21 protein-coding genes are annotated in these 24,965 nt (G+C 41.3%); 16 read left to right on the forward strand and 5 right to left on the reverse strand.

Features of this window, described 5'->3' with window-relative positions; genetic code table 11:
- Nucleotides 1–12 precede the first annotated feature (12 nt).
- The 6 genes from JMW90_RS07155 to JMW90_RS14065 all read left to right on the forward strand — a co-directional run bounded on the left by JMW90_RS07155 (nucleotide 13) and on the right by JMW90_RS14065 (nucleotide 7,733).
- Nucleotides 13–1,959, forward strand: a complete 1,947-nt coding sequence (locus tag JMW90_RS07155) for a bifunctional metallophosphatase/5'-nucleotidase (RefSeq protein ID WP_201562656.1) — start codon at nucleotides 13–15, stop codon at nucleotides 1,957–1,959.
- A gap of 308 nt (nucleotides 1,960–2,267) precedes the next feature.
- Nucleotides 2,268–5,114 carry a bifunctional [glutamate--ammonia ligase]-adenylyl-L-tyrosine phosphorylase/[glutamate--ammonia-ligase] adenylyltransferase gene (gene glnE, locus JMW90_RS07160; protein ID WP_201562658.1) on the forward strand — a complete coding sequence of 949 codons (2,847 nt, stop codon included), beginning with the start codon at nucleotides 2,268–2,270 and terminating at the stop codon, nucleotides 5,112–5,114.
- Nucleotides 5,115–5,356: 242 nt separating this feature from the next.
- On the forward strand, nucleotides 5,357–6,286 hold the full coding sequence (locus JMW90_RS07165; protein ID WP_201562660.1) for a branched-chain amino acid transaminase: 930 nt from the start codon (nucleotides 5,357–5,359) through the stop codon (nucleotides 6,284–6,286).
- A 110-nt stretch (nucleotides 6,287–6,396) separates the two neighbouring features.
- On the forward strand, nucleotides 6,397–7,233 hold the full coding sequence (locus JMW90_RS07170; protein WP_201562662.1) for a glycosyl transferase: 837 nt from the start codon (nucleotides 6,397–6,399) through the stop codon (nucleotides 7,231–7,233).
- 106 nt (nucleotides 7,234–7,339) lie between these two features.
- A complete protein-coding gene (locus JMW90_RS14060) occupies nucleotides 7,340–7,423 on the forward strand; it encodes a transposase-like zinc-binding domain-containing protein (RefSeq protein ID WP_417715094.1) in 84 nt (27 codons plus the stop codon).
- Nucleotides 7,424–7,595: 172 nt separating this feature from the next.
- Nucleotides 7,596–7,733: a hypothetical protein gene (locus tag JMW90_RS14065; RefSeq protein WP_465269368.1), complete on the forward strand. Its 138-nt coding sequence runs from the start codon at nucleotides 7,596–7,598 to the stop codon at nucleotides 7,731–7,733.
- 36 nt (nucleotides 7,734–7,769) lie between these two features.
- Here the strand turns inward: JMW90_RS14065 and JMW90_RS07180 are convergent, their stop codons facing one another.
- The gene (locus JMW90_RS07180) at nucleotides 7,770–8,936 is read right to left on the reverse strand and encodes a nucleotide sugar dehydrogenase (RefSeq protein WP_201562665.1); all 1,167 of its coding nucleotides are present in this window, start codon (nucleotides 8,934–8,936) and stop codon (nucleotides 7,770–7,772) included.
- A gap of 702 nt (nucleotides 8,937–9,638) precedes the next feature.
- On the opposite strand from JMW90_RS07180, the gene JMW90_RS07185 reads away from it, so the two are divergent.
- The 6 genes from JMW90_RS07185 to JMW90_RS07210 all read left to right on the forward strand — a co-directional run bounded on the left by JMW90_RS07185 (nucleotide 9,639) and on the right by JMW90_RS07210 (nucleotide 14,921).
- Complete coding sequence (locus JMW90_RS07185) at nucleotides 9,639–10,727, forward strand: glycosyltransferase family 4 protein (protein ID WP_201562667.1); 1,089 nt, start codon at nucleotides 9,639–9,641, stop codon at nucleotides 10,725–10,727.
- 31 nt (nucleotides 10,728–10,758) lie between these two features.
- On the forward strand, nucleotides 10,759–11,727 hold the full coding sequence (locus JMW90_RS07190; protein ID WP_201562669.1) for a glycosyltransferase family 2 protein: 969 nt from the start codon (nucleotides 10,759–10,761) through the stop codon (nucleotides 11,725–11,727).
- Nucleotides 11,728–11,729: 2 nt separating this feature from the next.
- The gene (locus tag JMW90_RS07195; RefSeq protein WP_201562671.1) at nucleotides 11,730–12,704 is read left to right on the forward strand and encodes a capsular polysaccharide synthesis protein; all 975 of its coding nucleotides are present in this window, start codon (nucleotides 11,730–11,732) and stop codon (nucleotides 12,702–12,704) included.
- A 184-nt stretch (nucleotides 12,705–12,888) separates the two neighbouring features.
- On the forward strand, nucleotides 12,889–13,290 hold the full coding sequence (locus JMW90_RS07200; RefSeq protein ID WP_201562673.1) for a helix-turn-helix domain-containing protein: 402 nt from the start codon (nucleotides 12,889–12,891) through the stop codon (nucleotides 13,288–13,290).
- Entirely contained in the window at nucleotides 13,220–13,456 is a 237-nt protein-coding gene (locus tag JMW90_RS07205) for a transposase (RefSeq protein ID WP_227691894.1), read from the forward strand. Before JMW90_RS07200 ends, JMW90_RS07205 begins: the two co-directional genes overlap by 71 nt.
- 346 nt (nucleotides 13,457–13,802) lie before the next feature.
- Nucleotides 13,803–14,921, forward strand: coding sequence for a glycosyltransferase (locus JMW90_RS07210; protein ID WP_201562675.1), 1,119 nt, complete (start codon nucleotides 13,803–13,805; stop codon nucleotides 14,919–14,921).
- A 36-nt stretch (nucleotides 14,922–14,957) separates the two neighbouring features.
- On the opposite strand, the gene JMW90_RS07215 is transcribed toward JMW90_RS07210, so the two are convergent.
- The 4 genes from JMW90_RS07215 to aspS form a co-directional block, all read right to left on the reverse strand.
- A complete protein-coding gene (locus JMW90_RS07215; protein ID WP_201562677.1) occupies nucleotides 14,958–15,800 on the reverse strand; it encodes a hypothetical protein in 843 nt (280 codons plus the stop codon).
- A gap of 60 nt (nucleotides 15,801–15,860) precedes the next feature.
- Complete coding sequence (locus JMW90_RS07220) at nucleotides 15,861–16,661, reverse strand: glycosyltransferase (RefSeq protein WP_201562679.1); 801 nt, start codon at nucleotides 16,659–16,661, stop codon at nucleotides 15,861–15,863.
- A gap of 104 nt (nucleotides 16,662–16,765) precedes the next feature.
- Nucleotides 16,766–17,692: a lysophospholipid acyltransferase family protein gene (locus JMW90_RS07225; protein WP_201562681.1), complete on the reverse strand. Its 927-nt coding sequence runs from the start codon at nucleotides 17,690–17,692 to the stop codon at nucleotides 16,766–16,768.
- Between the two features lie 67 nt (nucleotides 17,693–17,759).
- Nucleotides 17,760–19,586 carry an aspartate--tRNA ligase gene (aspS, locus tag JMW90_RS07230; protein ID WP_201562717.1) on the reverse strand — a complete coding sequence of 609 codons (1,827 nt, stop codon included), beginning with the start codon at nucleotides 19,584–19,586 and terminating at the stop codon, nucleotides 17,760–17,762.
- Between the two features lie 378 nt (nucleotides 19,587–19,964).
- Here aspS and sohB point away from each other — a divergent pair, with 378 nt between their 5' ends.
- The 4 genes from sohB (at nucleotide 19,965) to JMW90_RS07250 (ending at nucleotide 24,874) form a co-directional block, all read left to right on the forward strand.
- The gene (gene sohB, locus JMW90_RS07235) at nucleotides 19,965–20,945 is read left to right on the forward strand and encodes a protease SohB (RefSeq protein WP_201562683.1); all 981 of its coding nucleotides are present in this window, start codon (nucleotides 19,965–19,967) and stop codon (nucleotides 20,943–20,945) included.
- Between the two features lie 369 nt (nucleotides 20,946–21,314).
- Nucleotides 21,315–22,565, forward strand: coding sequence for an acyl-CoA dehydrogenase family protein (locus tag JMW90_RS07240; protein WP_227691895.1), 1,251 nt, complete (start codon nucleotides 21,315–21,317; stop codon nucleotides 22,563–22,565).
- Between the two features lie 198 nt (nucleotides 22,566–22,763).
- Complete coding sequence (locus tag JMW90_RS07245; RefSeq protein ID WP_201562687.1) at nucleotides 22,764–24,047, forward strand: phosphotransferase family protein; 1,284 nt, start codon at nucleotides 22,764–22,766, stop codon at nucleotides 24,045–24,047.
- Between the two features lie 62 nt (nucleotides 24,048–24,109).
- Nucleotides 24,110–24,874, forward strand: a complete 765-nt coding sequence (locus JMW90_RS07250) for a histidine phosphatase family protein (protein ID WP_201562689.1) — start codon at nucleotides 24,110–24,112, stop codon at nucleotides 24,872–24,874.
- Nucleotides 24,875–24,965 lie beyond the last annotated feature (91 nt).

The following is a 24,965-nucleotide window of genomic DNA, read 5'->3' on the forward strand; positions in this document are numbered from 1 at the left end:
GAGAATAAAGAGATGAATGATTTTTTTGCAAAAACCGTATTAGCGACAGGTATTTCTGCCGCTATGGTTTTGGTGGCTGGCTGTAATGACGACGATAACAATACATCAGACAGCTTATCCACGTTTGCCCCAACCTCGCTTACCATCGCTCATATTAACGATCATCATTCTCACCTAGAGTCAGAAGGTGAGCAAAGTTTTTTTTTAGATGGGGTTGCTTATCGTGCTGAACGCGGTGGATTTGCCCGGCTAAAGACGGCTTTTGATGATTTTGAGTCCATTTATAGTGATAAAAACTTTTTAAAGTTGCATGCAGGCGATGCCATTACCGGCACACGTTATTTTAGTTTTTATAAAGGCGCGGCTGATGCAGACATGATGAATACGATCTGCTTTGATGCTTTTGCTTTAGGTAATCATGAATTTGACGAGAGCGATGAGGGGCTCAAGCGTTTTTTAGACAGACTACACGGAACAGAGGGTAACCCTGATGGGTGCAAAACGCCAGTGTTGAGCGCCAATGTAAAGCCAGCAGTTGGTACCCCATTGGCAATGAGCCAAGTGGATGACTATATTCAGCCTTATACCATCAAGACCACAAAAGAGGGGGTGCAGGTTGGGATTATCGGTATCGATATCAAAGGAAAAACCCAAAATTCATCGCGGCCCTTGTCTACAACAGAATTTTTGGATGAAACAACCACTGCCCAAAACTACATCAATGAGTTAAAAAATAAAGGTATTGAGCATATTGTATTGCTCACGCATTATACTTATGAAAACGATAAGAAATTGGCCACCACGCTCTCAGGTGTCGATGTCATTATTGGGGGTGACTCACATACCTTGCTGGGTGATTTTACCCGCTATGGCAAGACGGCGGATGACACTTTTGGTGCACAAGGAAGCTACCCGACAGTACTAAAAAATAAGGACGGTAAGACGGTTTGTGTGGGTCAAGCATGGGAATACACTAAGGCGATTGGGCTTATGGACATTGGCTTCGACAAACACGGTGATGTGACAAATTGTAGCGGGTCGGCTGTTATTCCTGTGTCACAAAAATTTGAGACGTATGATGAAACTACTGCGGCCTTTCACGCGCTAAGTGATGAGGGAAATCAGCTTGTATTACAAAAACTATTGGCAGGTAAGTCTGACTTACTCAGTAAAGATTTAATCATTCCTTATATGGAAGATCCCAAATCTGCGGCAGTACTGCGCAGCTATACTGATTTGCTAGATGATAATTTGTCTAAAAATCTTGGACGTGCCGCGGAGTCGTTATGCTTGGTGCGTGTGCCTGGCACCACGCGCGCGCAAGACATTGCAGGGTGTGAAAATACAGCAAGTTCGGCTCGGGGTAGTGATATTGCACAAATAGTTGCCAGCGCCTTTTTAGATGGTGCATTACGTGCAGACTTCGCTTTACAAAATGCAGGCGGTGTGCGCACCACTATCGAGGCTGGCGACATAAGCTATAATGACGCTTATACGCTGCTGCCATTCGGTAATACTTTGGTCAATCTGGATATCTCAGGTAAACAAGTCATCGACACGTTAGAAGATGCTATCGCCAATCATAAGGATAATGAAGGTTCGTCAGGATCGCATCCCTATGCTGCTGGTTTACGCTGGGATTTAGATATGACGCAAGCCAAAGGCAGGCGTGTAAAAGCGGTCGAGGTACGTGACCGTACAACTGGTATTTGGTCGCCAATTGATCTAAACCAAGTCTATACTATGGTGACCAATGATTATATTGCTGAAGGGCGTGATGGTTATACGACGCTGGGTCCGATTTTTGCTGATAAAACCAAGGTAGAAGATACCAAGCTGCTCTATACTCAGTCGTTTATCGATTACGTCGAAAAAGTAGGCGTCATCGAGCGTCCAGAACGAAGTGAGTATTCTCATAAAACGGTGATTACGACAGAAGGTAACTTGCTTGACCCGTAACGTTGGGCATGCTTTCTTGTGCATTGATTGAGCGCTAACAATTTGAGAAAGACCCTCATACATTCTGAGGGTCCTTTTGGTGTCACGGGCGTGACTCTGATTTGAGTTGAGATAACAGTTTAGGTATCATAAAACCTATAGCAATATATAGGTTTAGCCCTCACCGCCGCGCTCAGTTTTTTACCAAGTATTGACATGGGCAAGATAGCTGCTTGATACTATGACCGTCCCGTAAGAAAAAAACAATGAACTTAGGGGCAAAGTTCACGTAGTCTTAGTGGTCCATGCTGCAAGGAATTGTTATCGTTATGCTATCTACCACCCCCAATGGTAACGGCTATCAGCCCACATCAGAACAGCTGCAAGTGCTACAAACGGCCAGTGAGTTTGCTTATCAAATTTGGCAAAGTCGCACGGGCGCCTGTCAGACGTTTTTACGCAGCTATCCTTTAGAGACAACCTTAACACGCCAACAGATTGATGACCTGATACAAGATTATATCTTAGATGAAAACTACCAGCTCGCTCATGAAGCTAAAGTCATGAGTGGCTTGCGCAATTTGCGTATGCTAATGATGATGCGCTGGATTTGGCAAGATGCACTAGGCATGATTGCCCTAGAGCAATTGACTGATGAGCTGTCTGAATTCGCTGATGGCTGTATTTTATTTGCGAAAGACTATACTTATCAGCAGCTGGTGACTAAATATGGTCAGCCAACCTTTATTAATGCTCAAGGCAATGTGCAAGTCGATGATATGGCGATTATGGCGATGGGTAAGCTTGGCGCTCATGAGCTGAATTTATCGAGTGATATCGACCTTATTTTTATCCATCAGGCCCGCGGTGAAACCGACGGCGATAAAGCCAAAGACGCTCGCAGTATTGATAATAAGCGTTTTATGACTCGCCTCGGTCAAGGTATTATCAAGCTGCTCGATAACAATACGGCTGATGGTTTTGTATTTCGGGTGGATATGCGCCTGCGCCCATGGGGTGATGGCAGTGATTTGGCCATTCATCTGTCAGCATTACAGAAGTATTTTTCTCAGCATGGGCGAGCATGGGAGCGATTTGCTTGGCTAAAAGCTCGCGTGGTTGGACACATAGACCAGCCATTCTATGATGATATTCAAGCGCTGATCAAACCGTTTGTTTTTCGTTATTACGTCGATTACAGCGCTTTTTCGGCACTCAGAGAAATGAAGTCTCTGATTCAAAATCAAGTCGCGCAGCGTGAAGATTTGGATAATATCAAGCTTGGCGCTGGTGGTATTCGAGATATTGAGTTTATTGTCCAAGCCTTCCAACTGATTTATGGCGGACGACATCCACAGCTACAGGTAAAGTCTTGTTTAAAAGCAATGCAAGCGCTGTGTGAGCTCAAGTATTTAGAGCAGACCATATATCAAGAACTGCAAAGCGCTTATCGATTTTTACGCCGGCTTGAGCATGGTATTCAAGCGATTAATGACCAACAGACTCAGCGCCTTCCTCATGATGTGCATTGGCAGCACAATCTTGCGCTCACCCTTGGGTTTGAAGACTGGGATGGATTGCTAAATACACTCAATAATCATCGATGTCATGTCAATGTGCCGTTTGAGCGTATGGTTACGGAAAGGCAAGTACCAACTCACGATGATGAGCTAGAACCTGCTAATTTGGATGAGCAAGTTGCCCGTCTAAATGACGTGTTGACGCAAGAGAACCACACTAAATTGCAAAATTTTTGGCAATCGAAAATGGTTGCTAATTTAAGTGATGAAGCGCGTGAACGTTTAGATGACGCGTATCCGGTGATAGTGCATGCGCTACTGGCACATCAAGATCAACAGCAATTGGCCAACACCGCGTTGCCTCGCTTGATTGCCTTGCTTGAAGCGATTTGTCGTCGTTCTATTTATTTGGTTATGATTGCAGAAAATCCAAATGCCACGGTTGAGCTCATACCGATGCTGTCGGCTAGTCCTTGGATTGCCAAAGAATTGGCACAGTATCCGGTATTATTGGATACTTTTTTACAGCAGCGCTATCGGCATTTACCAGACAAGCTTGAGCTGCGTGATATCTTGCGTCAGCAGTTATTGCGGGTGGAGCCCAATGATGAAGAAAAGCTGCTTAGTGTCTTACGGTTATTTAAAAAGAACCAAATATTGGCTGTCGCCGCCAGTGATGTGTTGGCTGAACGTCCAATCATGAAAGTATCGGATTCTTTAACCTATATTGCTGAGGTGGTGCTAGAAGCGGCGCTTGAGCGTGCTTTTGCTGAAATTGTTAAACGTTATGGGTATCCTATTGGTCAAGATGGTGATCCGGTTACCGAAGCGGATTACGGCTTTGCTATCATAGGCTACGGTAAGCTTGGTGGTCTTGAGTTGTCTTATTCATCAGATTTAGATTTGGTGTTTTTGCATAAAATAAAAGAGCAGGGCATGACCACGGGTGAAAGTTCGGTCAGTGGCATGAAATTTGCGGCACGCTTGGCGCAAAAGCTCATGACCTATCTGAATACCCAAACCCGTGATGGCCGTGCTTATGAGGTGGACATGCGTCTGCGCCCCTCAGGCAACGCTGGGATGATGGTGGTGTCTTGTCATGCGTTTGAAACCTATCAGCTGGAGAAAGCTTGGTCATGGGAGCATCAAGCGCTGGTACGGGCACGGGCTATCTGCGGTGATAAACGCGTCACAGCGCGATTTTGTGATATTCGCCGTACGGTCTTAGCGTTACCGCGCACGATTGAGGAAGTACGTATCGAAGTGACGAGTATGCGCATTAAAATGCAAAAACATCTAGGAACCAGCCAATGGCAACAGCAGGCAGGCAGGTTTCATCTCAAGCAGGATGCTGGCGGCATTGTTGATATCGAGTTTTTGGCGCAATTTGCCGTATTGGCGTATTCGCACGAGCATCCAACATTGACCCAATGGAGTGATAACGTCCGTATTTTTGAAGAAATGGCGATACTAGGTATTTGGCAGGCGGAGGTTTGTCAAGATTTGACCGATGCTTATTTGCGCATCCGCGCCGCAACGCATCAATTAGCGCTATCTGAGCAGTCGCTGCTGGTTGATGAGTCGCTTTGGACCCAAACCCGCGCGCTGGTACAGGCGCAGTGGCAGCATCTGATGGGTGTGGAATCGCCAGAATAACCTTATTAAAACGATGAGGCGGGTTGCGTTCGCTCGTATATGAATAAAAGCCATGCAGTGATAAACTAAAATATTGTATTTGCCTAGCGTGCCGGTGATATAATCATTTGCGCATTATATTTGTACTTGAAAAATTTGATCTGAAAAATAGGCGCTCAGTATCCGCATAAAATTTTAATTAAAGTATCCACTTAACACTCAACAAAAAAGTTAGACATCAGCGCTAACATAAGGATTATTAAATGAATATGGCAACAGACGAAGGCAAGCTTTGGATGAATGGCACGATGATTGAACAGCCAGATGCCAAGGTTCATGTGCTTACGCATAGCCTGCATTATGGTATGGCAGTCTTTGAAGGCGTCCGTGCTTATCAAACAGCCGATAACCGTACTGCAATTTTTCGTCTAAAAGAACATACTGAGCGTCTATTGGGTTCGGCGAAGATTTTTCAGATGGAGGTGCCTTTTGATGCAGCAACACTTGAGCAAGCACACAAAGATGTGGTCAAGCAAAACAATCTAGCAGAAGCGTATATTCGCCCGCTTATTTGGGTCGGTGCCGAAAAATTAGGTCTGTCTTCACGCGATAACAGTATCAATGCCATGGTAGCTGCGTGGCATTGGGGCGCATACCTTGGTGAAGAAGGTATCAAAAATGGCATTCGTGTAAAAACGTCGTCATTCACCCATCACTTGCCAAACGTGACCATGTGTAAGGCAAAAGCCTCAAGCAACTATCCAGTATCTATCATGGCGAACCAAGAAGTGACCCGTAACGGCTATGACGAAGCCATCTTGATGGATCCACAAGGCTATGTCTGCCAAGGCGCAGGCGAAAACTTATTCTTAGTAAAAGATGGCGTGCTGCATACGCCAGACTTAGCCGGCGGGGCACTTGACGGTATCACGCGTCGTACTATCATCCAATTTGCTGATGATTTGGGCATCAAAGTCATTGAACGCCGTATTACTCGTGATGAGTTTTACTTAGCAGATGAAATATTTATGACTGGCACCGCTGCTGAAGTCACGCCTATTCGTGAATACGATGACCGTACTATTGGTAATGGTGGTCGTGGACCCTTGACGGAAAAACTGCAAACCTTGTACTTTGATGTGGTTCATGGTCGTAATGAGCAGTATATGGATTGGTTAAGCTTTATTGATTAATAACAGAGTCATTTGAACAGATTGAAGAGGCTGAACGCAATCGTTCAGCTTTTTTTATGCTAATATATTCGTCATATTATTTACCCACACGATTAAAGTGAGCAGTTCCAATGCCAATAGATTCTAAAACAACCGACAACGAAAATATCAAACAAATTATTTGTATCAAATGGGGTGCTAAGTACGGTGCTGATTATGCCAATAAACTGTACGGTATGGTCTCTCGCAATATTACCCCTCCGTTTCGTTTTGTCTGTTTTACCGATGATACAACAGACGTACGTTCAGAGATTGAGTGTCAAGAACTGCCACCTTTAGACATTACAATGCCAACCAACACAATGGGTAAATGGCCAAAGTCACGACTTTGGGGCGAGAAGCTTGGAGATTTGACTGGTAACGTCTTGTTCCTAGACTTGGATGTGATCGTGGTAGACAGCCTTGACCCTTTCTTTGAATATGGCAAGCCGGATGATACTGTTTTGTCTTACAATCCCAGCAATCCCTTAGAGCGTCTGGGGCAGACCTCATGCTTTAGATTTCAGGTAGGATCATTGACCTCGCTACAAGAAAAATTTAAGGCAGATCCACAAGGTATCGCTGATAAGTACCGTTTTGAGCAACGCTTCGTCACTCGTAATGCCCCAGGTGGCGTAAAGCTCTTTCCAAAGGCATGGGTAGCACACTTTAGGCGCAAATGCCGTCAACCATTTCCACTCAATTATTTCAAAACGCCAAAAATCCCTAAAGGAGCAAGTATCATTATATTTCCTGGTGATTTGAATCCGACTGATGCCATTAGTGGACGATACCACCCTAACGCCGCTGATAATATAAAAGATCACTTAAAAAAAATAAAAGAACCCAAAAACTTAAAAAGTCCACTACGTCATTTGCGTCATTTTATCTTGCCAGTAAACTGGGTAGAAAAATACTGGAAGGAATAAATATAAATATATAGCTAAGCGGCGGTATTTCAAAAAGTATGTTTAGTAAGTAAAGAAAGGATGACAGCCGCAGCAAGACGATATATTTGAGGTTATGAAGACACAAATGAATATTAATTGCCCCGACTGTCGCAGTTCCAGTTTGAAGAAGAATGGTATAAAAAGTTATGGTAAGCAAAACTACCAATGAGATTGTCGCCCATGCTTGGGGAAAGTGTGACTTAAGAACCCCTAAAAAGCTGCGAGTTCAACTTAAAAATCTCAAGGTTTGCTATGGCTCAATCAGCATGGATCACTAGAATAGCTTTAAAACTGCATTTAAAGCAGACTCTAAACAGATTGGTGAAAGGTATACCTTTGGTATTGAAGGCATTAACTGCCATTTAAGACACCGATTGAAACGAGATTTTAGAAAGACCTGTATTTTTTCTAAGAAACTCGACAATCACTTTAAGACGTTCAATCTGGTGTTCTTTTATATCACTTGTGGCTATGTCTAGTGCCAGTATCCTTTTATATACACCACTGAATATTCATTAATCGCTTCCAAATAAGTCTCGAGTAAACACTTTATGAGAGACGTCTTGTATATCGACAGACAAACGGTTGGCTACGATAACATCACTCATTGATTTAAATACTTCTAGATCTTGAATCACACGTGAGTTAAAAAACTCATCTTCTTTTAGCGCAGGTTCATAGACAATAACCTCAATACCTTTTGCTTTGATACGCTTCATGATGCCTTGGATAGCAGAGGCTCTAAAGTTATCTGAACCATTTTTCATAACCAGTCGATGCATACCCACTATTTTTGGTTTTCTTTCGATGATTTTATCAGCAATAAAGTCTTTACGAGTTCTGTTAGAATCGACAATGGCTCTAATAAGGTTGCTTGGTACCTCATCATAATTTGCTAGCAGTTGTTTGGTATCTTTAGGTAAGCAGTAGCCCCCATAGCCAAATGATGGGTTGTTATAATGAGTACCGATACGCGGATCTAAACCAACACCTTCAATGATTTGTTTGGTTTTGAGTCCAAATGTCTGCGCATAAGTATCTAGCTCATTAAAATACGCCACCCGCATCGCTAGATAGGTATTTGAGAATAATTTAATGGCTTCGGCTTCTGTAGGATCTGTAAAAAGCTGAGGGACATCCTTTTTTATAGCGCCTTCAAGTAATAAATCCGCAAATAATTGAGCGCGTTCGGACTGCTCACCTACTATTATTCTCGAAGGATAGAGATTGTCATATAACGCTTTGCCTTCCCGTAGAAACTCAGGAGAAAAAATAATATTATCAGTTGAGTACTGTTTCCTGATTTCCACAGTATATCCAACGGGCACCGTTGATTTTATAATTATCACGGCTTTCTGATTCACTGAGAGTACTTGTTCAATAACGTTTTCTACACTTTCAGTATTAAAGTAGTTGGTTTTTGAATCGTAATCGGTAGGGGTTGCGATAATGACAAAATCAGCGCTTTCATAAGCAGCTTTAGCCTCTAGCGTTGCTGTGAAGTTAAGTTCTTTGTTCAATAAGAAATCCTCAATATCCTTGTCTTTGATAGGGGACTTTTTAGAATTGAGTAAGGCAATCTTTTCTGGAATAACATCGACAGCAACGACTTCATGGTGCTGAGCAAGCAACATGGCGTTTGATAAGCCGACGTAGCCTGTGCCTGCTACTGCTATTTTCATAAATTGAGTCCAAAAATTTGATGTAATTAATCCACTATAATACGAATACAAGAAGCCTGACGAGGTATGCTTTAATATGAACTGAAGGTGTGCTTTGTCTATTAATCTAAGTCTGGTTTTATGGCCTTACATTTGACAATAAAGATGACGGCAGATGTGCTGAAAGTTTTTGAGTCATAGCGTTGCTGGCTTTTTGATACGAGTTCGAATCCAGTAGATCTAAACTTCGTATACATCCATATTTTATTGAGTCTTCTTGCAAACTGGCTAAAAAATTCTTGACACCACTTTCTTTTTTTAAATAGTTGATAGATATCGGAGGTTCCAGACAAGCTTCATTTTTTTGAATATTTAGAGGGTTCATTAAGGTAATAGGGTTTACCTGAGCAATATTTCTAATATACCTCATTTGATAAAACATAAGCTTAACAGAATAAAAAATAGATACCAGTTTTTAAAGTGGCCTTGAGTAAAATTGGAGTTATGGAGTGATATGGATAAATTCGCACATATATTATGAATGTTGTATCATAAGCGTGGTTTCTGTTTCAGCTATTGCTCTGAGCAATCTTTGCTAAACACGCGCATTGTAATCGTTTACGAGGCTGATTACTAATAGAGACAGGTCTAAAAAATTAACTCCATAGTCAACAGCAATGTTACTACTGGTCTATAAAAAACATCAAGTTAACGGTGAAATAATTGAGAGTATTACATTTTGTAACGGGTGGTTTTTCAGGGGCGACCAAAGTTGCTGTGGATCTAATAGCTGCCCATAATCAAATCGAAGCGAATGAGAGCTTGTTGGTGTTACGCTGTAAAAAAACAACCACAACCGAAAAACTCGAAGAACTAGAACGCAAAAAAATAAATTATCAGGTAATAACCGGTATAACACATCTTGCAACTATCTATCAGCTGAAAAAATTATGCGATCAATGGCAACCTGATATCCTAGTCACTCATGGGTTTCCAGAGCATCTTTTAGGCAGGCACGCTGGGTTGTTGGCTAAAGTTCCTCATTTAATACAGGTAGAGCATAATTCTAAAGAACGTTATACACCGTGGAAGCTTTATCAAACACGTAAGCTAAGTAAGTCTACAGACAGAGTTATTGCTGTTTCAGAAGGTGTCGCGAAGGTTTTATCTAAGCAGGGTCTTAAAGCGCCTATTCAAACCATTCCAAATGGTATTGATACCACTCTATTTGGCGGTTCAAACCTGCTACCTATAAATAAAAGGCCGCAAGACCTAATTATGATAGGTAGATATGCTAAAAGTAAAGATCATGTTACTTTGATTAAAGCGTTAGATCAGCTTAAACAAAAAGGCATCAGACCCAATCTTACTCTAGTAGGTAGTGGCCGTAAGCGGTATAAAAAAGAAGTGCATGAACTGGTAAGACGTTACGAATTACAAAATCAAGTGGATTTTATTGAGTACAGCAGTGAGGTCGATAAACTACTGTTACAACATAAAGTTTTTGTGATGTCTAGCAGGTTTGAGGGGCTAAACCTAGCTGTCTTGGAAGCGATGGCAAGCGGTTGTGTGGTTGTTGGGAGCCGAGCTGTTGGTGTTGAAGAGTTAATCGAAGATAGTGAAGATGGTTTCTTATTCCCCATTGGAGATGCTGTAGAGCTAGCAAGTATTATTGATACCATTTTATCTGCACCATTGGCCTATCAAAAACTTGCAGTAGCTGCCAGAAAAAAATCGCTAAGTCACTATGATAAAAAACAAGTAACTCAAGCATATTATAAATTATTTCAGAACTTATTAACCAATAGTTAGTAATCAAATAGTTTTCTAATACGGACTCAATATGAAAAAAGAAGACATAACGATTAGTATTTTGATACCTGTTTATAATGTAGAAGAGTATGTAGAGGATTGTATAGAGTCAATACTTGCCCAAATCGATACCAGAGCATCAATCTTAATTATGAATGATGCTGCTACAGACAATAGTGCAATGATCTTAGAGCGCTATAAGAGTCATCCTAAAATAGAAGTTTTTAATGCACCTCATAATAGAGGCTTGTCAGCAACGCGTAATGCTCTCTTTGATATTGCTCAAACGGAGTATGTATGGTTCATTGATTCAGACGATTTGCTGTATGAAAACGCTTATTCATCAGTAATGCATCAGTTAGAAAAACTGAATTCGGATATTTTGTGTGCTGATTATGTGTCGTTACGAGGCAAAAAAGAGGTAAGAAAAAAAGCTTTTATAGGCAAGGCTAATAAAAATTATACCAATAAGAGAAATAGCTTTTTAGATAATATTATTAAAAATAACAGCAACCACGTTTGGAGTAAAGTTTTTAGAAGAAAAATTATACAAGATATAAGATTTAAAGAAGGTCTAAATTTTGAAGATATTTTATTCATAACAGATGTTTCACTGATTGATTTTAAATATAGCTATCTTGAAAAACCGGTTATTAAATACCGAGAACGTGAAGGATCTATTATAAAAAATCTTAATGAAAAATATGTAGATGATTATTTGACTGCTTTTACTTATCGATTGGATAATTATAAAATAGTTGATCGTCAAGATGGTTATAGTTATTTAATTTATAAGGTTTATAAGCGTTATATAGGATTGTTAGAAAAAATAGATAGGAACAACAAGAAAGAGCTATTAAAATATACTTATGATAAATACGATAAATATTTTTCCGATCTTTATTCAGATGTAATTGTAGATATGCCATTACATAAAAAAATAATACTTAGTATTAAAAAATTAAAAATTAAAAATATTTTAAAAATAACAGGAATATAAAAATGGAAAAAATATTTCACGTTGTTAGTAAGAAGCCTTTTAAGATATTTTATAATGGTCTTGTACCTAGAAGTAAACGAAAAGAATGGGGGTTTCGTTATTCTGAAATTCCTATACAAACTGAAGTAGCGATATATTGGCGCCGTATCATAAATGCCTATTTCAAAGGCGAAATTAAAAAATACGATATTCGCCCCAAGAAAGACTTACAAAACAAAAAGATTATATGGCAGTACTGGGCCCAAGGAATAGAAAATGCTAAAGATACTGCCAAACTTTGTTTTGCTTCTGTAGACAAATATAAAGGCGACTACGAAGTTATACGTATCACAGATGACAATATAGATGAGTATCTGGAGTTACCAGAGTTTGTAAAAGAAAAAAGGATTAACCCTGATTTTCGTGCTGTGTTTTTTTCTGACGTGTTAAGACTCGCTCTAATCAATGTTTACGGGGGGGTATGGTTAGATGCATCAATACTGCTAACGGCTGAAATTCCTAATGAGTACGAAGATTATGAGTTTTTTATGTTTTCAAGAGATTCTGACTCTATAAATAAGCACTGGGGTAAAGGCGACCAGCATTTTTATTTTAGCTGGCGAGAGGAGTTCAAAGTTAAACATCTGAATAGTATTATTTATGGTCATAAAAAAAGTGAGCTATCTTCTGTTTTACTAGATCTATTGCTATATTTTTGGGAAAATGAGGAGATTATTCCACATTACTTTTTCTTTCAAATAATGACAAATGAACTAAAAGCGATGAACGTAGTTGAATTTAATTTTCCAGTAGCAGATGATACGCTGCCACATTTATTACAAACTAAAATGAATAAAAAATTTAATGAAAAAAATTATCAATATATTGTAAAACATGCATCTTTACATAAGCTTAGCTTACATGAAGAGCTTAAAGAAAAAGATTTTTTTGGTAATCTCACTTACTATGGTTTCTTTAAGAAAGAAATGTACACTTAAAAAATATTCGATATTAGACCTCTTACAAAAGTAGCCTCATAATTTAGAATAACCGCATCACTTTCAATCAGATAATTGTCATGCCCGATATAAACAAACTACTTGCGCAAAACGACGCAGTTTAAGCGCTACACTGGTATTCATACAACCACCTTTAACGCCATGTTAGAAGCTATGCAAAAATATGAAGCAGCCAAGACCGAATCAGGTCGTCCAAGCGAGCTTAGAGGCGCAGATACTGCTAGCAATGACCTATTGGTGTGAATATCGAACGCTTTATCATATTGGTATTGACTTTGGCATTTATGAATCTTCTGCCAGTCATATCGTCCATGAAGTAGAATATGTTCTTATTAAATCCGGTCAGTTTGACTTACCTAAAAAACTGCCTCGAGGCAATGTCGATGATATTAACTGGTCAGCGGTCATCATCGATGCCATTGAAGCCCCAGTTGAGCGTCCAAAAAAACCAAAGCGACTACTACAGCGGAAAAAGAAAACAACCCACCTTAAAAGTGCAAGTTATCGTGCATTGGCAGACGGGTCTGATACTCGACGTACAAACGACCAAAGGGTCTGTGCATGACTTTAAGCTTTATAAAAAAACCTGTCCTGGCTGGCTACCTGTAAATGCCAGCTACCAAGCAGACAGTGGCTATCAAGGTATCGCCAAGCTTCATGATCAAACCTCTATACCTTTTAAAAAACCAAAAGGCAGTGAGTTATTAGACTGCTGTAAACAAGTGAATTAGTATTTAGCCAAGTGTCGTATTGTGGTTGAGCACAAAATAGATCTGGTTAAGCTGTTCAAAATCGTTGCTGAACGTTACCGCAATCGTGGTCAGCGTTATGATTTGAGAATAAAGCTGTTCGCAGGGTTGGTTAATTTCGAGCTCAATCTATGACTTTTGCAAGAGGTCTATTATTATTGCCCGTAACATGTAGCAAAGAGTCTTGTTTAACATAACTAGACTCTTTGCCACTGTTAACAGTAGATTTAATAATTTACTAAGTGCTTCTTCACTAATAAATTATTCAGTATCATAAATTTACACCTGCATATAGTCACTAGATTTACAAAACAACATTAAAAAATCTATGAACAAACCCATTATTTTACTGATATTAAAAGCACTTGAAGGGCGCGGTGCGGAACGTATGGTCACTACCTTGGCAGCAGCTTACCTAGAGATAGAGTATAGCGTTCATGTTCTCTGTCTAGAGAGTACCAGGGATATGCGCCTAGATTCTCGCGTACATTATCACGTCGTGGCTTATAATCAGCCTTTACTTGAGACAGAAATTGAGCAAGCCGCTGCTTATAAAAAGGTTGCCGCCCGTATTGATGATTATGTGCTGAGTCATGTAGGAGCGCCTGAATTAATCTTAGCTAACATTTACAAGGTTAATTGGATTATGGCTTATAGCAATCTACCAAATATAGTTAACGTATTGCATACGGCAGTGTCCAGACAGTTTCAAGAAAAGCTAGCAACCATGCCTGCTCAAACCATGGCTCATTTAAAAATGGTCTATGGCGCTCATCCGTGTAGCTGTGTCAGTGATGGTGCACGACAGGATTTATTGGCATTAATAGGCAATGTGAATAAGACGACGACGATTTATAATCCATGCGATGTCAGTCAAATTCAACAGTTAGCCAATGAGCCTTTTTCTATTCAAAGGTTTGGCTTGAATGATAAAGGTTATATCATTCATGTTGCTTCCTTTGACGCCATGAAAGGTCATCGCGAGTTATTGCAAGCGTATGCCAAAACAGAGCGCAAGTTACCATTAGTTTTGGTCGGTAAAGGTCGACTTGAAGATGAAATAAAACAGTTGGCGATTGAGTTAAGAATTGAGCATAAAGTGTACTTTGTCGGCTTTTATGCCAATCCTTATCCGTTAATTGCTAACGCTGCACTGCTCGTCATGACATCTAAGTATGAGGGTTTTGGTTATGTTATTGTCGAGGCACAAGCGTTGGGCGTGCCGGTGATTAGTACGGATTGCCCCTTTGGTCCAAAAGAGTTGTTACCTCAGAAAAACCTAATTGCCGTCGGTGATATCCAAGGCTTGGCAGCCCTTATAAATAAGGCGCTGGATAATACTGAACCGTTTATAACGCCGTTAAACCAGCAGCTATTACCAACACAGATTGCACAGCAGTATTTAGATTTTATGTTATTAACAAAAAAACTAGTAAACGATAGTTAGTGAAAAAATTAAGAAAAAACAGTATGGATAAGGATGTTAGTTAAAGTTAAACAGTGATTGAGAAATCGGAGAGTGGTTGACAATATTCACGCCAAGCTGCTGATAGGTTTTAGCCAATAAATTAAACGAGGGCACAATGGTATTAGTCATGACATTGTTCAGAGTAGTGGGTGCACTACGTTCATTGTTTTCATAAAACCGTGGCTTGTCATTATTGAGCAAATCAATACCGTATAAGTGCAAAGTGCCTGCATCACGAGAGAACGCCAGTTGCGTGGCTACATAAGCTACTGTTCCAGCTTCTACAAAGCCGTGAGTGATATCTAAAGAAAGTCCAATAGGTGCTGGCTGATGATGGCTCTCGATAACGAATTTAGGATGTGGAGCAAATGCTAATAGCGGTGTTTTTCTATTGAGCGCTTGGTATTGTGAGTCTTCTTTTAATAGTAAGTGACTAAATTCTGAATTATTTCCTTTAACGCCCCATGGTCTGTCGACAGGATAGATAATACGCATCTTATGATGATATTTTTTTATGATTTCAGGATGGGCACTGACCAATGCTTCTAATACCGCCAAGGTGGCATATAGAGGCTGACCGGTATAGTATTTATTTAATATATCGGGCTGATGGAAGATAAAACGTGCATCACTAATGACATAACCGACGACATTGGTAAATGTATGCTGAGCCGTGAGACTAATACTACCGTTAATAAAAATCGTGGCTGTATCTAATAAAGCTGTAAAATCTACGTCAGCAATGGAGGGACCCGAAGCAATGACATTCACCGCTTGCCGGTCAAGGTTTTGTTGGATTTCTTGCGCGTCAAATGCGTAAATAGAGAAAGGCTGATTACCAACCTCAAACTCAATCATAGGAGGTAATCCCAATTTCAACTCCAGATATTTTAAAGTAATGATGGTTTGATAACTAAATTATACCCAATATTCTTTGAGCCAAGGGCTTGGTTTGACATGACGATACCATTTACCGCCACCCCCTGCTATCGCGTCTGGCGGATTAATCTCACCATGAAAGATAACGATTTTTGCACCCTCTGGCAAAGTAGGCGTGCGCACTAGATTAAAGGGAATGGGCGCGATACATTGGTATTTGAAGCTAACGCACCACGTTTTATCCCAATACTCTAAGTGATGATACTCACGCAAGTAATTCGATAAATATGCTTGCTCGTGACGCACTTGAGTACGAATCGTTTCAAAGTTTCGTTCAAAGTTTGCCAGCAAATCAGGATAAGTATTCATACCGATATTGAAGCGGTATACCGAGCTATTGCCAATCATACGCCACGGTTTTTTCCAGTCACGAATGATGACGACACTGTCTTCATGCTCAGCTTCATAAGTAAAAAAGCCATCGATATTGTCAACGATCACGATATCAATATCTAAAAATAACGCCACGCCTTTGAGATCATAAAGCTCAGGCTTAAAGGTCGTGAGCTTTTTCCAGCCACGCTCAGGTCCTGCAGGTAGATTGAGCTCAGGGATAGGGTGGCAGATAACAGCAGGGTCAATACCAGTACTGTCATCGGTTAAGCAGACCATCTGAAAATCTAAAGTCAGATTACGACGCACCATGTTATAGAGGCGGTTGACATATTCAGCACCATATTTATTACCCCATTTCATACAAATGATATAACGCTGATCAGAATTTTCACTGTCTGTTTGCGTTTGCTTGGTTGGTAAATTTTGATTCACGTCAGTTGCCATAGTACACTCATATTTATATAAATAAGGGACTAACTCTTAAAAATTGATAAAGAATAATAGAATTGCGAGTCTATCAGTAGCGTACGAATCTCACTGTAGCGATTTTACTTACTATCGACACTAGCGTGATAGGTACGAATCAATGCTGCTAAATCAGCGTCATCAACGCTATAAGGGTTATTTATCGTAGGGATAAGCTTAAAGCGTCGATAACCCCACATGTAATGACTATAGTTATCTTCGATCATACGTTGCATTGCTAGATTGAGCGCATAAGCGGCCGTTTCAGCATTGCGATCATATAAGGCTGGGTCATCGAGTTTATAGCAATAAATATCAAAGCCATGCCCGTCGTCGCGGCGAATACATGCCAATCCGACCAATGCACATTTTGTTTTGCTAGCAAGTTTGGAGGCGAGGGTACTGGTCAACGTTTCAATGCCAAAAAAAGGTACGACGACACCGCCTGATGGATCGGGGACATGGTCAGGCAGTACAATGCTAAAACCCCCTTGTTTTAGGGTTTTAAATATCGCCTTTACACCGCTACCATCCGTCGGTACTAATGTCGCATTGAGGCGGGCACGACCTTGCAATATAAAATCATTGGCCATCATACTTTTGACAGGTTTATACATGATGGTTGGCGAGCCAAATTGATTGAGCCAAGCATTCATCATCTCCCACGTACCCAAATGCGGTACGATTGCGAGCATGCCGTTAGGACTAGCAAGTCCATCAAGCAAAATGTCTTTATTATGGACGTCACAAATTTGAGCAATACTCCAATCAGGTGGCATCGCCCAGCTTTTTATCGACTCAATACTGGTTAAGCATTGATGATAGATAATCTCTTTGGTTAACGCTTGTTTTTGCAGGTGAGATAACCTAGGCGCAATCAGTGCCATGTTGATTTTAACCGTGCGCATAATACTAGCGCTTGGCATCCTTAAGATTATCCACGCAACAAAACGTGCCAGCATCTGCAAGACAGACAGTGGCACGAATTTAAAAATATGATACGGATTCATAACCATTCACATGGAGATGAATCAGGTAACAGGCACTGTAAAAAATAGCGTCGCATGATCAGACTATTTATTCAGCAGACTTACTGGTGTCAGCTTGTACTTTTTCGCGGACACGGATACCAAGCTCACGTAGCTGCTTGGTATTTACCTCAGCCGGTGCTTGCGTCAATGGACATTCAGCAGTTTTGGTTTTTGGGAAGGCAATCACGTCACGGATAGAGCTTGCGCCTACCATAAGCATGATTAAGCGATCCAAACCAAAGGCTAAACCACCATGCGGCGGCGCGCCAAATTTTAACGCGTCAAGCAAGAAGCCAAATTTGTTTTCTGCTTCCTGATCATCAATACCCAATGCTTCAAATACGGCTGTTTGCATCTCAAGCGTATTGATACGTAAGCTACCACCGCCCACTTCAGTGCCATTTAATACCATGTCGTAAGCAATAGATAGAGCAGATTCTGGGTTGTTTTTCAGCTCATCGACTGAGCCTTTTGGCTTAGTAAACGGATGGTGCATTGAGGTCCAGCGACCATCTTCAGTTTCTTCAAACATCGGGAAGTCAGTTACCCAAAGTGGTGCCCACTCACAAGTGGTCATTTCTAAATCTAAACCAATCTTTTGACGTAGTGCGCCGATGGCATCATTGACCACACTGGCTTTATCCGCACCAAAGAAAATAATATCGTTGCTTTCTGCCCCAGTACGCTCAATTAAGCTGACCAACACATCATCAGTCATATTCTTGATAATAGGAGACTGTAGACCAGATTCTTTATTCACGCCGTTATTGATGTTAGCTGCGTCATTGACTTTGATGTAAGCCAAGCCGCGCGCACCATAGATACCAACGAACTTAGTATACGCATCAATTTGCTTACGGCTTAATGAGGCGCCGCCTGGTATGCGTAGGGCAGCAACGCGACCTTTAGGATCGTTGGCAGGACCGGCGAATACTTTAAAATCAACGTCTTTCATCAAGTCTGCAACGTCGACCAATTTTAATGGAATACGTAAATCAGGCTTATCTGACGCATAATCACGCATCGCTTCGGCATAAGTCATACGCGGGAATTGTTCAAATTCAACGTCCATCATGCTTTTGAATACATGCTTAATCAGACCTTCGTTGATATTCATGATTTCTTCTTCATTTAAGAAAGAAGTCTCAATATCGACTTGGGTAAATTCAGGCTGACGATCAGCACGTAAGTCTTCATCACGGAAGCATTTAGCGATTTGATAATAGCGATCGAAACCTGCCACCATCAATAATTGCTTAAATAGTTGTGGCGACTGTGGCAAGGCAAAGAAGTTACCCGGACGTGTACGAGAAGGCACCAGATAATCACGCGCGCCTTCTGGCGTTGCACGAGTCAAGATAGGGGTTTCTACGTCTAAAAAGCCATGGTCATCTAAATAACGACGAATCGCTGAGGTGGCTTTGGCGCGGAAAACCATGCGATCTTGCATTTGTGGACGGCGCATATCAAGGTAGCGATATTTGAGACGCAGATCTTCTGATACTGTGCTTTTCTCATCATTTAATGGGAACGGCGGCGTTTCAGACTTTGCCAGCACTTCTATTTCTTTAGCCAACAGCTCAATCTGACCACTGGTCATATTATTGTTTTCAGTGCCCGCGTAGCGTTGACGGACGCGACCGGTGATTTTTAGTACATATTCAGGACGTACGGCATCAGCAGTAGCAAAGGCTTCTGGCGTATCAGGATCGACAACGACCTGCAAGATACCAGCGCGGTCACGCATGTCTAAGAAAATCACGCCACCGTGATCGCGACGACGATGTACCCAGCCTACGACACTAATGGTTTGCTCAATGAAGCTTTCGGTTACGGCTCCGCAATATTCGTCTCGGTATTCGCTATGCGTCATAATGCTTTGCGTCATAATAAGGTTATCCAGTTGTCAGCCCAATTCGAAATACAATAATGCAGCCATCGTTGCGCTTCTTTTAGCCAAATCAGTTATTCGCTAAAAGAAGCGCAAACAACGCGATTAAGACAAATAGTCCTCACGTTGGCTACAGAAAATTTGATGTAAAGGCATATTATGCCTAATCTGCCTTTGTTATACAACTGAATCAGTCCAATCAAAGCTCAGTGAAGATGAGCATAAGCCGTATTTATGCCGTAACAATTGCATTAGGTTAAATATTGTTCCTTTGCTTGAAAAGTTAAGCGAGCGTGCACATATCATCCTAACTTATAAAATCATACCAAGACTGTCTTAATCATTTAAGGAATTGTATTCATGCTTTTTTATCCCTCTAAAAACCCTGTTGAGCTAAGAGTTATCCATCTGAATAAAAACCAAGAGCAACGCCGTGAAGATCTGATGGAAGCGACCCAAGGTAAAGCTGCCCTAAAACAATTCAGAAAAACGCTGGCTAAAAAAGCCAAGCAAGCCCTAAAAACGAAAAGCAAAAATAAGAAAAAACCTAGCGATAGCACGCAACAAGTTTTTGTACTCGACTTTGATGGCGATATCAAAGCAACTGCTGTCAAAAATCTGCGTGAAGAGATTAGCACGCTTATTAGTACGGCGAATAAAGGCGATGAAGTTGTGGTACGTCTGGAATCAGGCGGCGGTTTGGTCCATAGCTATGGACTGGCAGCGGCGCAGTTGGCACGTTTAAAAGATGCTGGTCTTAGATTAACCGTCTGTGTCGATAAAGTCGCAGCCAGTGGCGGCTATATGATGGCTTGTGTGGCGGATAATATTGTGGCGGCACCATTTGCCATTATCGGTTCAATTGGGGTGGTATCACAATTGCCCAATTTCCATAAATGGCTCAAAAATCATGATGTCGATTATGAGATGTTCACCGCTGGTGACTACAAACGTACTGTGACCGTATTTGGTGAAAATGACGACGAAGATCGTGCCAAATATCAAGAAGAGCTAGAGCAAACGCACGAGTTGTTTAAGCACTTTGTCAATCGTTATCGCGGTATGCTGGATGTGGATAAAGTCGCGACAGGCGAGCATTGGTATGGTGAAGATGCGCTGCATTTGAACTTGGTGGACAAATTACAAACATCAGACAGTTATCTGTTGGAGCGTATGAAAGACAATGAAGTGTATGCACTGCATTCACGCCAAAAGCCAACAATTGCAGAAAAGTTAGGTCTGTCACAAGCGGCAGAAGCAACACTTAGCATGGCAATTGATAAATTACCAGATGCCTTGGCACGTTTTGATTTCAACAGTCGTTTAAATATTTTAAAGTAGCTTTCTAGGTCAGTCCTTTAAAGAGGTTATCTTAAAGTAACTGTCTTAAAGTAATTGTCTGAAAGTAACTATTTTAAAGTGATTGCATTATAGTAACTATAAAATAGTAACTACAAAAACCATAGTGCTATTAGAGAGAAATACTTTAGGGTTTTGACTGTAATTTATACATTGTTTGTGTTTTGTAAAGGGCGTGTCCTAGCGGGTCGCGCCTTTTTGCTGTTTAAAAATAATCGCTGTGTTATAAATGGTGGACACAGAAAATAGTCTACGTACGTACACTACAAAAATGTCATTAAGTTTTTAATCAAAGCTTGATGAAAATAGTCAATAAAGAAAAGGATGTCAGCTATGTCTAACAATACATTGATGTTTACGGCAACAGAACATGGTCAAGCCATGCATGCCCAAGTCAAAGCATTTATCGAAACCCATATTGAGCCGATCGAAGCGCAGTTTTGGGCAGATTGTCATCAGCAAAACCCTGATGGTAATTGGAAAAATTGGCAGTGGCCAGAAAAGTACGAAAGCTTACGTAAGCAAGCGCGTGAAGCCGGTTTATGGAATCTGTTTCTTCCGGATGATACGCTAGGTGCTGGGCTTTCGGTCACTGATTATGCACCGATTGCAGAGCTGACTGGTCGCAGTTTACTGGCGCCTTATGTCTTTAACTGCAATGCCCCTGATAGCGGCAATATGGAGCTGTTATGGCGCTATGGCACACAAGAGCAGCAAGACAAGTGGCTCACGCCAATCTTGGAAGGTAAAACGCGTTCGGTGTTTTGTATGACTGAACCAGATGTTGCATCCAGTGATGCAACCAATATGCAAGCCACAGCTGTTGTCGATAGTGATGAGATTATTATCAATGGTAGTAAATGGTGGTCATCTGGTCTTGGCGACCCTGCGGTCGATATTTTGATTGTCATGGCATATACCCCTGATGAAACTAAAGACCGTCATCACCAGCATTCGATGGTATTAGTTCCAGCAAAAACAGCGGGCGTCAATATCGAGCGTATGCTCAAAGTATTTGGTGATTATGATGCGCCGCACGGGCATGGCGAAGTTAGCTTTGATAATGTACGTGTGCCAGTCAGTCACTTTATCGGTGGACCAGGTATGGGCTTTGAGATTGCGCAAGGTCGCTTAGGGCCAGGTCGTATTCATCATTGCATGCGCTGTATTGGTGCTGCTGAGAAGTCTTTAGAGCTGGCGGTCAAACGTGGCATGGAGCGTAGCGCTTTTGGTAAGCCGTTGCTACAACTGGGCGGTAACTTTGAGCGTATCGCTGAGGCACGTATTAAGATTGATCAAGCACGCTTGCTGACTTTATATGCTGCGCAAAAAATGGACGCGCAAGGCACTAAAGCAGCATTGACTGAAATCTCTGCCATTAAAGTGGTCGCGCCAACCGTGCTACAAGAAGTGGTCGATATGGCGATTCAGATTCATGGCGGTATGGGCGTTTGCCAAGATACGATGTTGCCAAGCTTCTTTGCTCAAGCCCGAGCATTACGCTTAGCCGATGGTCCTGATGAAGTGCACAAAACCATGATTGCTAAGTTAGAGTTGAAGCGTCAAGGTTTTAGCCGTTCGACTAAACCTACCAAAGCATAGTTTTAATCGTTACTGGCTTTATTATCATTGGCTTTATTATCACTGGCTTTGATTACTCAAAATATGATCGCTTAGAAGTACTCAGAATTAGGTTAATAATAATGCTAACTAAAAATTCACTATTAATGATTTAATAGTGAATTTTTCATCACTGAAAACATTCATAAAAATAACTGACCACACGATAAGGACTGTCTTATGGCAACTGTTAATCATGGCAAAAATACTGATACTGACGATCAATCACCAAATAAAGTACTGGATAAAGGCGGCGATGTCCGCGAAGGTGAAGAACTCGATGCTAAAGCAGTTAGCAACTGGCTACGTGCTCAAGGGGTCGATATAAAAGGTGAGCCAACGGTCACTCAGTTTTCAGGAGGCGCTTCAAACTGGACCTATCGCCTGCAATATGAAGGTGAAGGTGCGAGCCAAGATTTAATCTTGCGTCGTCCGCCAAAAGGCACCAAGGCCAAATCAGCGCACGATATGGTGCGTGAATATACCGTGCAAAAAGCCCTAAACGATGCTTATCCTTATGTACCAAAAATGGTCGCGCTGTGTACCGATGAAGATGTGATCGGTGCCGATTTTTATGTGATGGAGCGCATGGAAGGTATTATCCCTCGTGCCAATTTACCAAAAGGCGTCGATTTAGATGTAGAGCAGACGCGTGCATTGTGTACCAATGTTATCGACGCTTTGGTCGAATTGCATCAAGTAGATTATAAAGAACATCCTGATTTGGTCAGTCTTGGTCGCGGTGATGGCTATTGCGAACGCCAAGTCAGTGGCTGGGATAAACGTTATGTCAAAGCCAAAACGCCAAATGTCCCTAGCTTTGCCTTAGTACGACAGTGGCTTGGTAAACATACACCGGCTGATAGTAAGACTTGCCTGATTCATAATGACTGGCGTTTTGACAACGTCATTTTAGATGCCGCAGATCCAACCAAAGTTATTGGCGTACTTGATTGGGAAATGGCAACCTTAGGTGATCCTTTGATGGATTTAGGAAGTGCTTTAGCTTACTGGATTGAAGCAGATGACAATATTATTATGCAGCAGTCACGTCGTCAGCCAACGCACTTAAAGGGCATGATGACGCGTGATGAAGTGGTTGCTTATTATCTTGAACAGACCGGTTTAGAGATAGACAATTGGACGTTTTATGAAGTGTTTGGTCTGTTCCGTTTGGCGGGTATCGTCCAGCAAATTTACTATCGCTACTATCATAAACAAACGACCAATCCAGCCTTTAAGAACTTTTGGATTATCGTCCATGTACTACATGCCAAATGTCTTAAACTCATTGCTCAGTATGAAGGCGAGGCGCTATTTACCAGTCATGTACAGCCGCACTTGCAAGATATGGGCGTCGATGCTGCTATGATTGAGCAGCTACCAAGTCCTTTACAAGCCGTTATTAAAGGTGTTTTACCAAAAGGTTATTTTGCTAAATCGCCACAATCACCTGACGAGTAGTTGTCTAGCAAGTAAAACATTACAAATCGGTATATCAAAAATATGACAAAAGGTAGTAGTTTATGACAACCATTCTTCTGGCACGTCATGGTCAGGCGTCGTTTGGACAAGAAAATTATGATCAGCTCTCAGAGCTGGGTGTTATTCAAGCGCAAATGCTGGGTCAGCATTATGGGGCTACGCAGCGCCGAATCGATGCTATTTTTACAGGAAGCTTGGTCAGGCAACAAGACTCTGCCCGCCATTTTTGGGAGCATTATCAATCGTCTATAAATAGCAATAACGATAATGAAGCGCCTATATTGCTTGCCATTAATATAGACAATCCTGATAGCTATATCTTGCCGCAGTTTGATGAATTTAATCACAAAGATGTATTTATAAAATCTGATCCTGCTTTTAGCAGTCAAGGAGCCATTGCCGCTGAGATTGCTAAAGCAGAGGCACCGATGGGCCGTTTGGCTGAGCTGTTTGATAAAGCGATGCAGCGCTGGCATGCTGGTGATGATGATCATGACTATATCGAAAGCTGGTCGCAGTTTAATGAACGAGCTGAGCAAGCACTTGAGCAGATACGCTTAAAAATAAACACGCTAAATTTGAATAGTGATAGTACGGTGTTGGTGTTTACCTCGGGCGGCATTATTGCTGCTATTACCTCGCAGCTACTGCAACAAGGCAGTCAGACGGCTTATCAGCTTAATAAAAGCTTGGTTAATACGGGTGTGACGTCTATTACTTTAAAAAAGCAGAATGCGCGATTATTGTCTTTAAATGAATACAGTCATTTATTTGCTGATGGCAAACGCTTTGTGACGTGGCGATAAAATAGCATGTGATAGCGGTGAGACATTAAGGCTATGATGAAAGTAGGATGAAAGTAGGAGTAACATCAGGATAAAATGCCTATTCTACACA

It is taken from the genome of Psychrobacter glacincola (assembly GCF_904846215.1).
In the GTDB taxonomy this organism is placed as follows: Bacteria; Pseudomonadota; Gammaproteobacteria; order Pseudomonadales; family Moraxellaceae; genus Psychrobacter; species Psychrobacter glacincola.

Excerpts from the sequence above, each read along its gene's own strand:
- JMW90_RS07245 (WP_201562687.1), top strand. The coding sequence starts at position 22,764 with ATGGCAACTGTTAATCATGGCAAAAATACTGATACTGACGATCAATCA.
- aspS (WP_201562717.1), bottom strand. The coding sequence starts at position 19,586 with ATGACGCATAGCGAATACCGAGACGAATATTGCGGAGCCGTAACCGAA.
- JMW90_RS07180 (WP_201562665.1), bottom strand. The coding sequence starts at position 8,936 with ATGAAAATAGCAGTAGCAGGCACAGGCTACGTCGGCTTATCAAACGCC.
- JMW90_RS07195 (WP_201562671.1), top strand. The coding sequence starts at position 11,730 with ATGGAAAAAATATTTCACGTTGTTAGTAAGAAGCCTTTTAAGATATTT.
- JMW90_RS14060 (WP_417715094.1), top strand. The coding sequence starts at position 7,340 with ATGAATATTAATTGCCCCGACTGTCGCAGTTCCAGTTTGAAGAAGAAT.
- JMW90_RS07155 (WP_201562656.1), top strand. The coding sequence starts at position 13 with ATGAATGATTTTTTTGCAAAAACCGTATTAGCGACAGGTATTTCTGCC.
- JMW90_RS07210 (WP_201562675.1), top strand. The coding sequence starts at position 13,803 with ATGAACAAACCCATTATTTTACTGATATTAAAAGCACTTGAAGGGCGC.
- JMW90_RS07250 (WP_201562689.1), top strand. The coding sequence starts at position 24,110 with ATGACAACCATTCTTCTGGCACGTCATGGTCAGGCGTCGTTTGGACAA.
- JMW90_RS07170 (WP_201562662.1), top strand. The coding sequence starts at position 6,397 with ATGCCAATAGATTCTAAAACAACCGACAACGAAAATATCAAACAAATT.
- JMW90_RS07190 (WP_201562669.1), top strand. The coding sequence starts at position 10,759 with ATGAAAAAAGAAGACATAACGATTAGTATTTTGATACCTGTTTATAAT.
- JMW90_RS07165 (WP_201562660.1), top strand. The coding sequence starts at position 5,357 with ATGAATATGGCAACAGACGAAGGCAAGCTTTGGATGAATGGCACGATG.
- JMW90_RS07240 (WP_227691895.1), top strand. The coding sequence starts at position 21,315 with ATGTTTACGGCAACAGAACATGGTCAAGCCATGCATGCCCAAGTCAAA.
- JMW90_RS07215 (WP_201562677.1), bottom strand. The coding sequence starts at position 15,800 with ATGATTGAGTTTGAGGTTGGTAATCAGCCTTTCTCTATTTACGCATTT.
- glnE (WP_201562658.1), top strand. The coding sequence starts at position 2,268 with ATGCTATCTACCACCCCCAATGGTAACGGCTATCAGCCCACATCAGAA.
- sohB (WP_201562683.1), top strand. The coding sequence starts at position 19,965 with ATGCTTTTTTATCCCTCTAAAAACCCTGTTGAGCTAAGAGTTATCCAT.
- JMW90_RS07220 (WP_201562679.1), bottom strand. The coding sequence starts at position 16,661 with ATGGCAACTGACGTGAATCAAAATTTACCAACCAAGCAAACGCAAACA.
- JMW90_RS07225 (WP_201562681.1), bottom strand. The coding sequence starts at position 17,692 with ATGAATCCGTATCATATTTTTAAATTCGTGCCACTGTCTGTCTTGCAG.
- JMW90_RS07200 (WP_201562673.1), top strand. The coding sequence starts at position 12,889 with ATGAAGCAGCCAAGACCGAATCAGGTCGTCCAAGCGAGCTTAGAGGCG.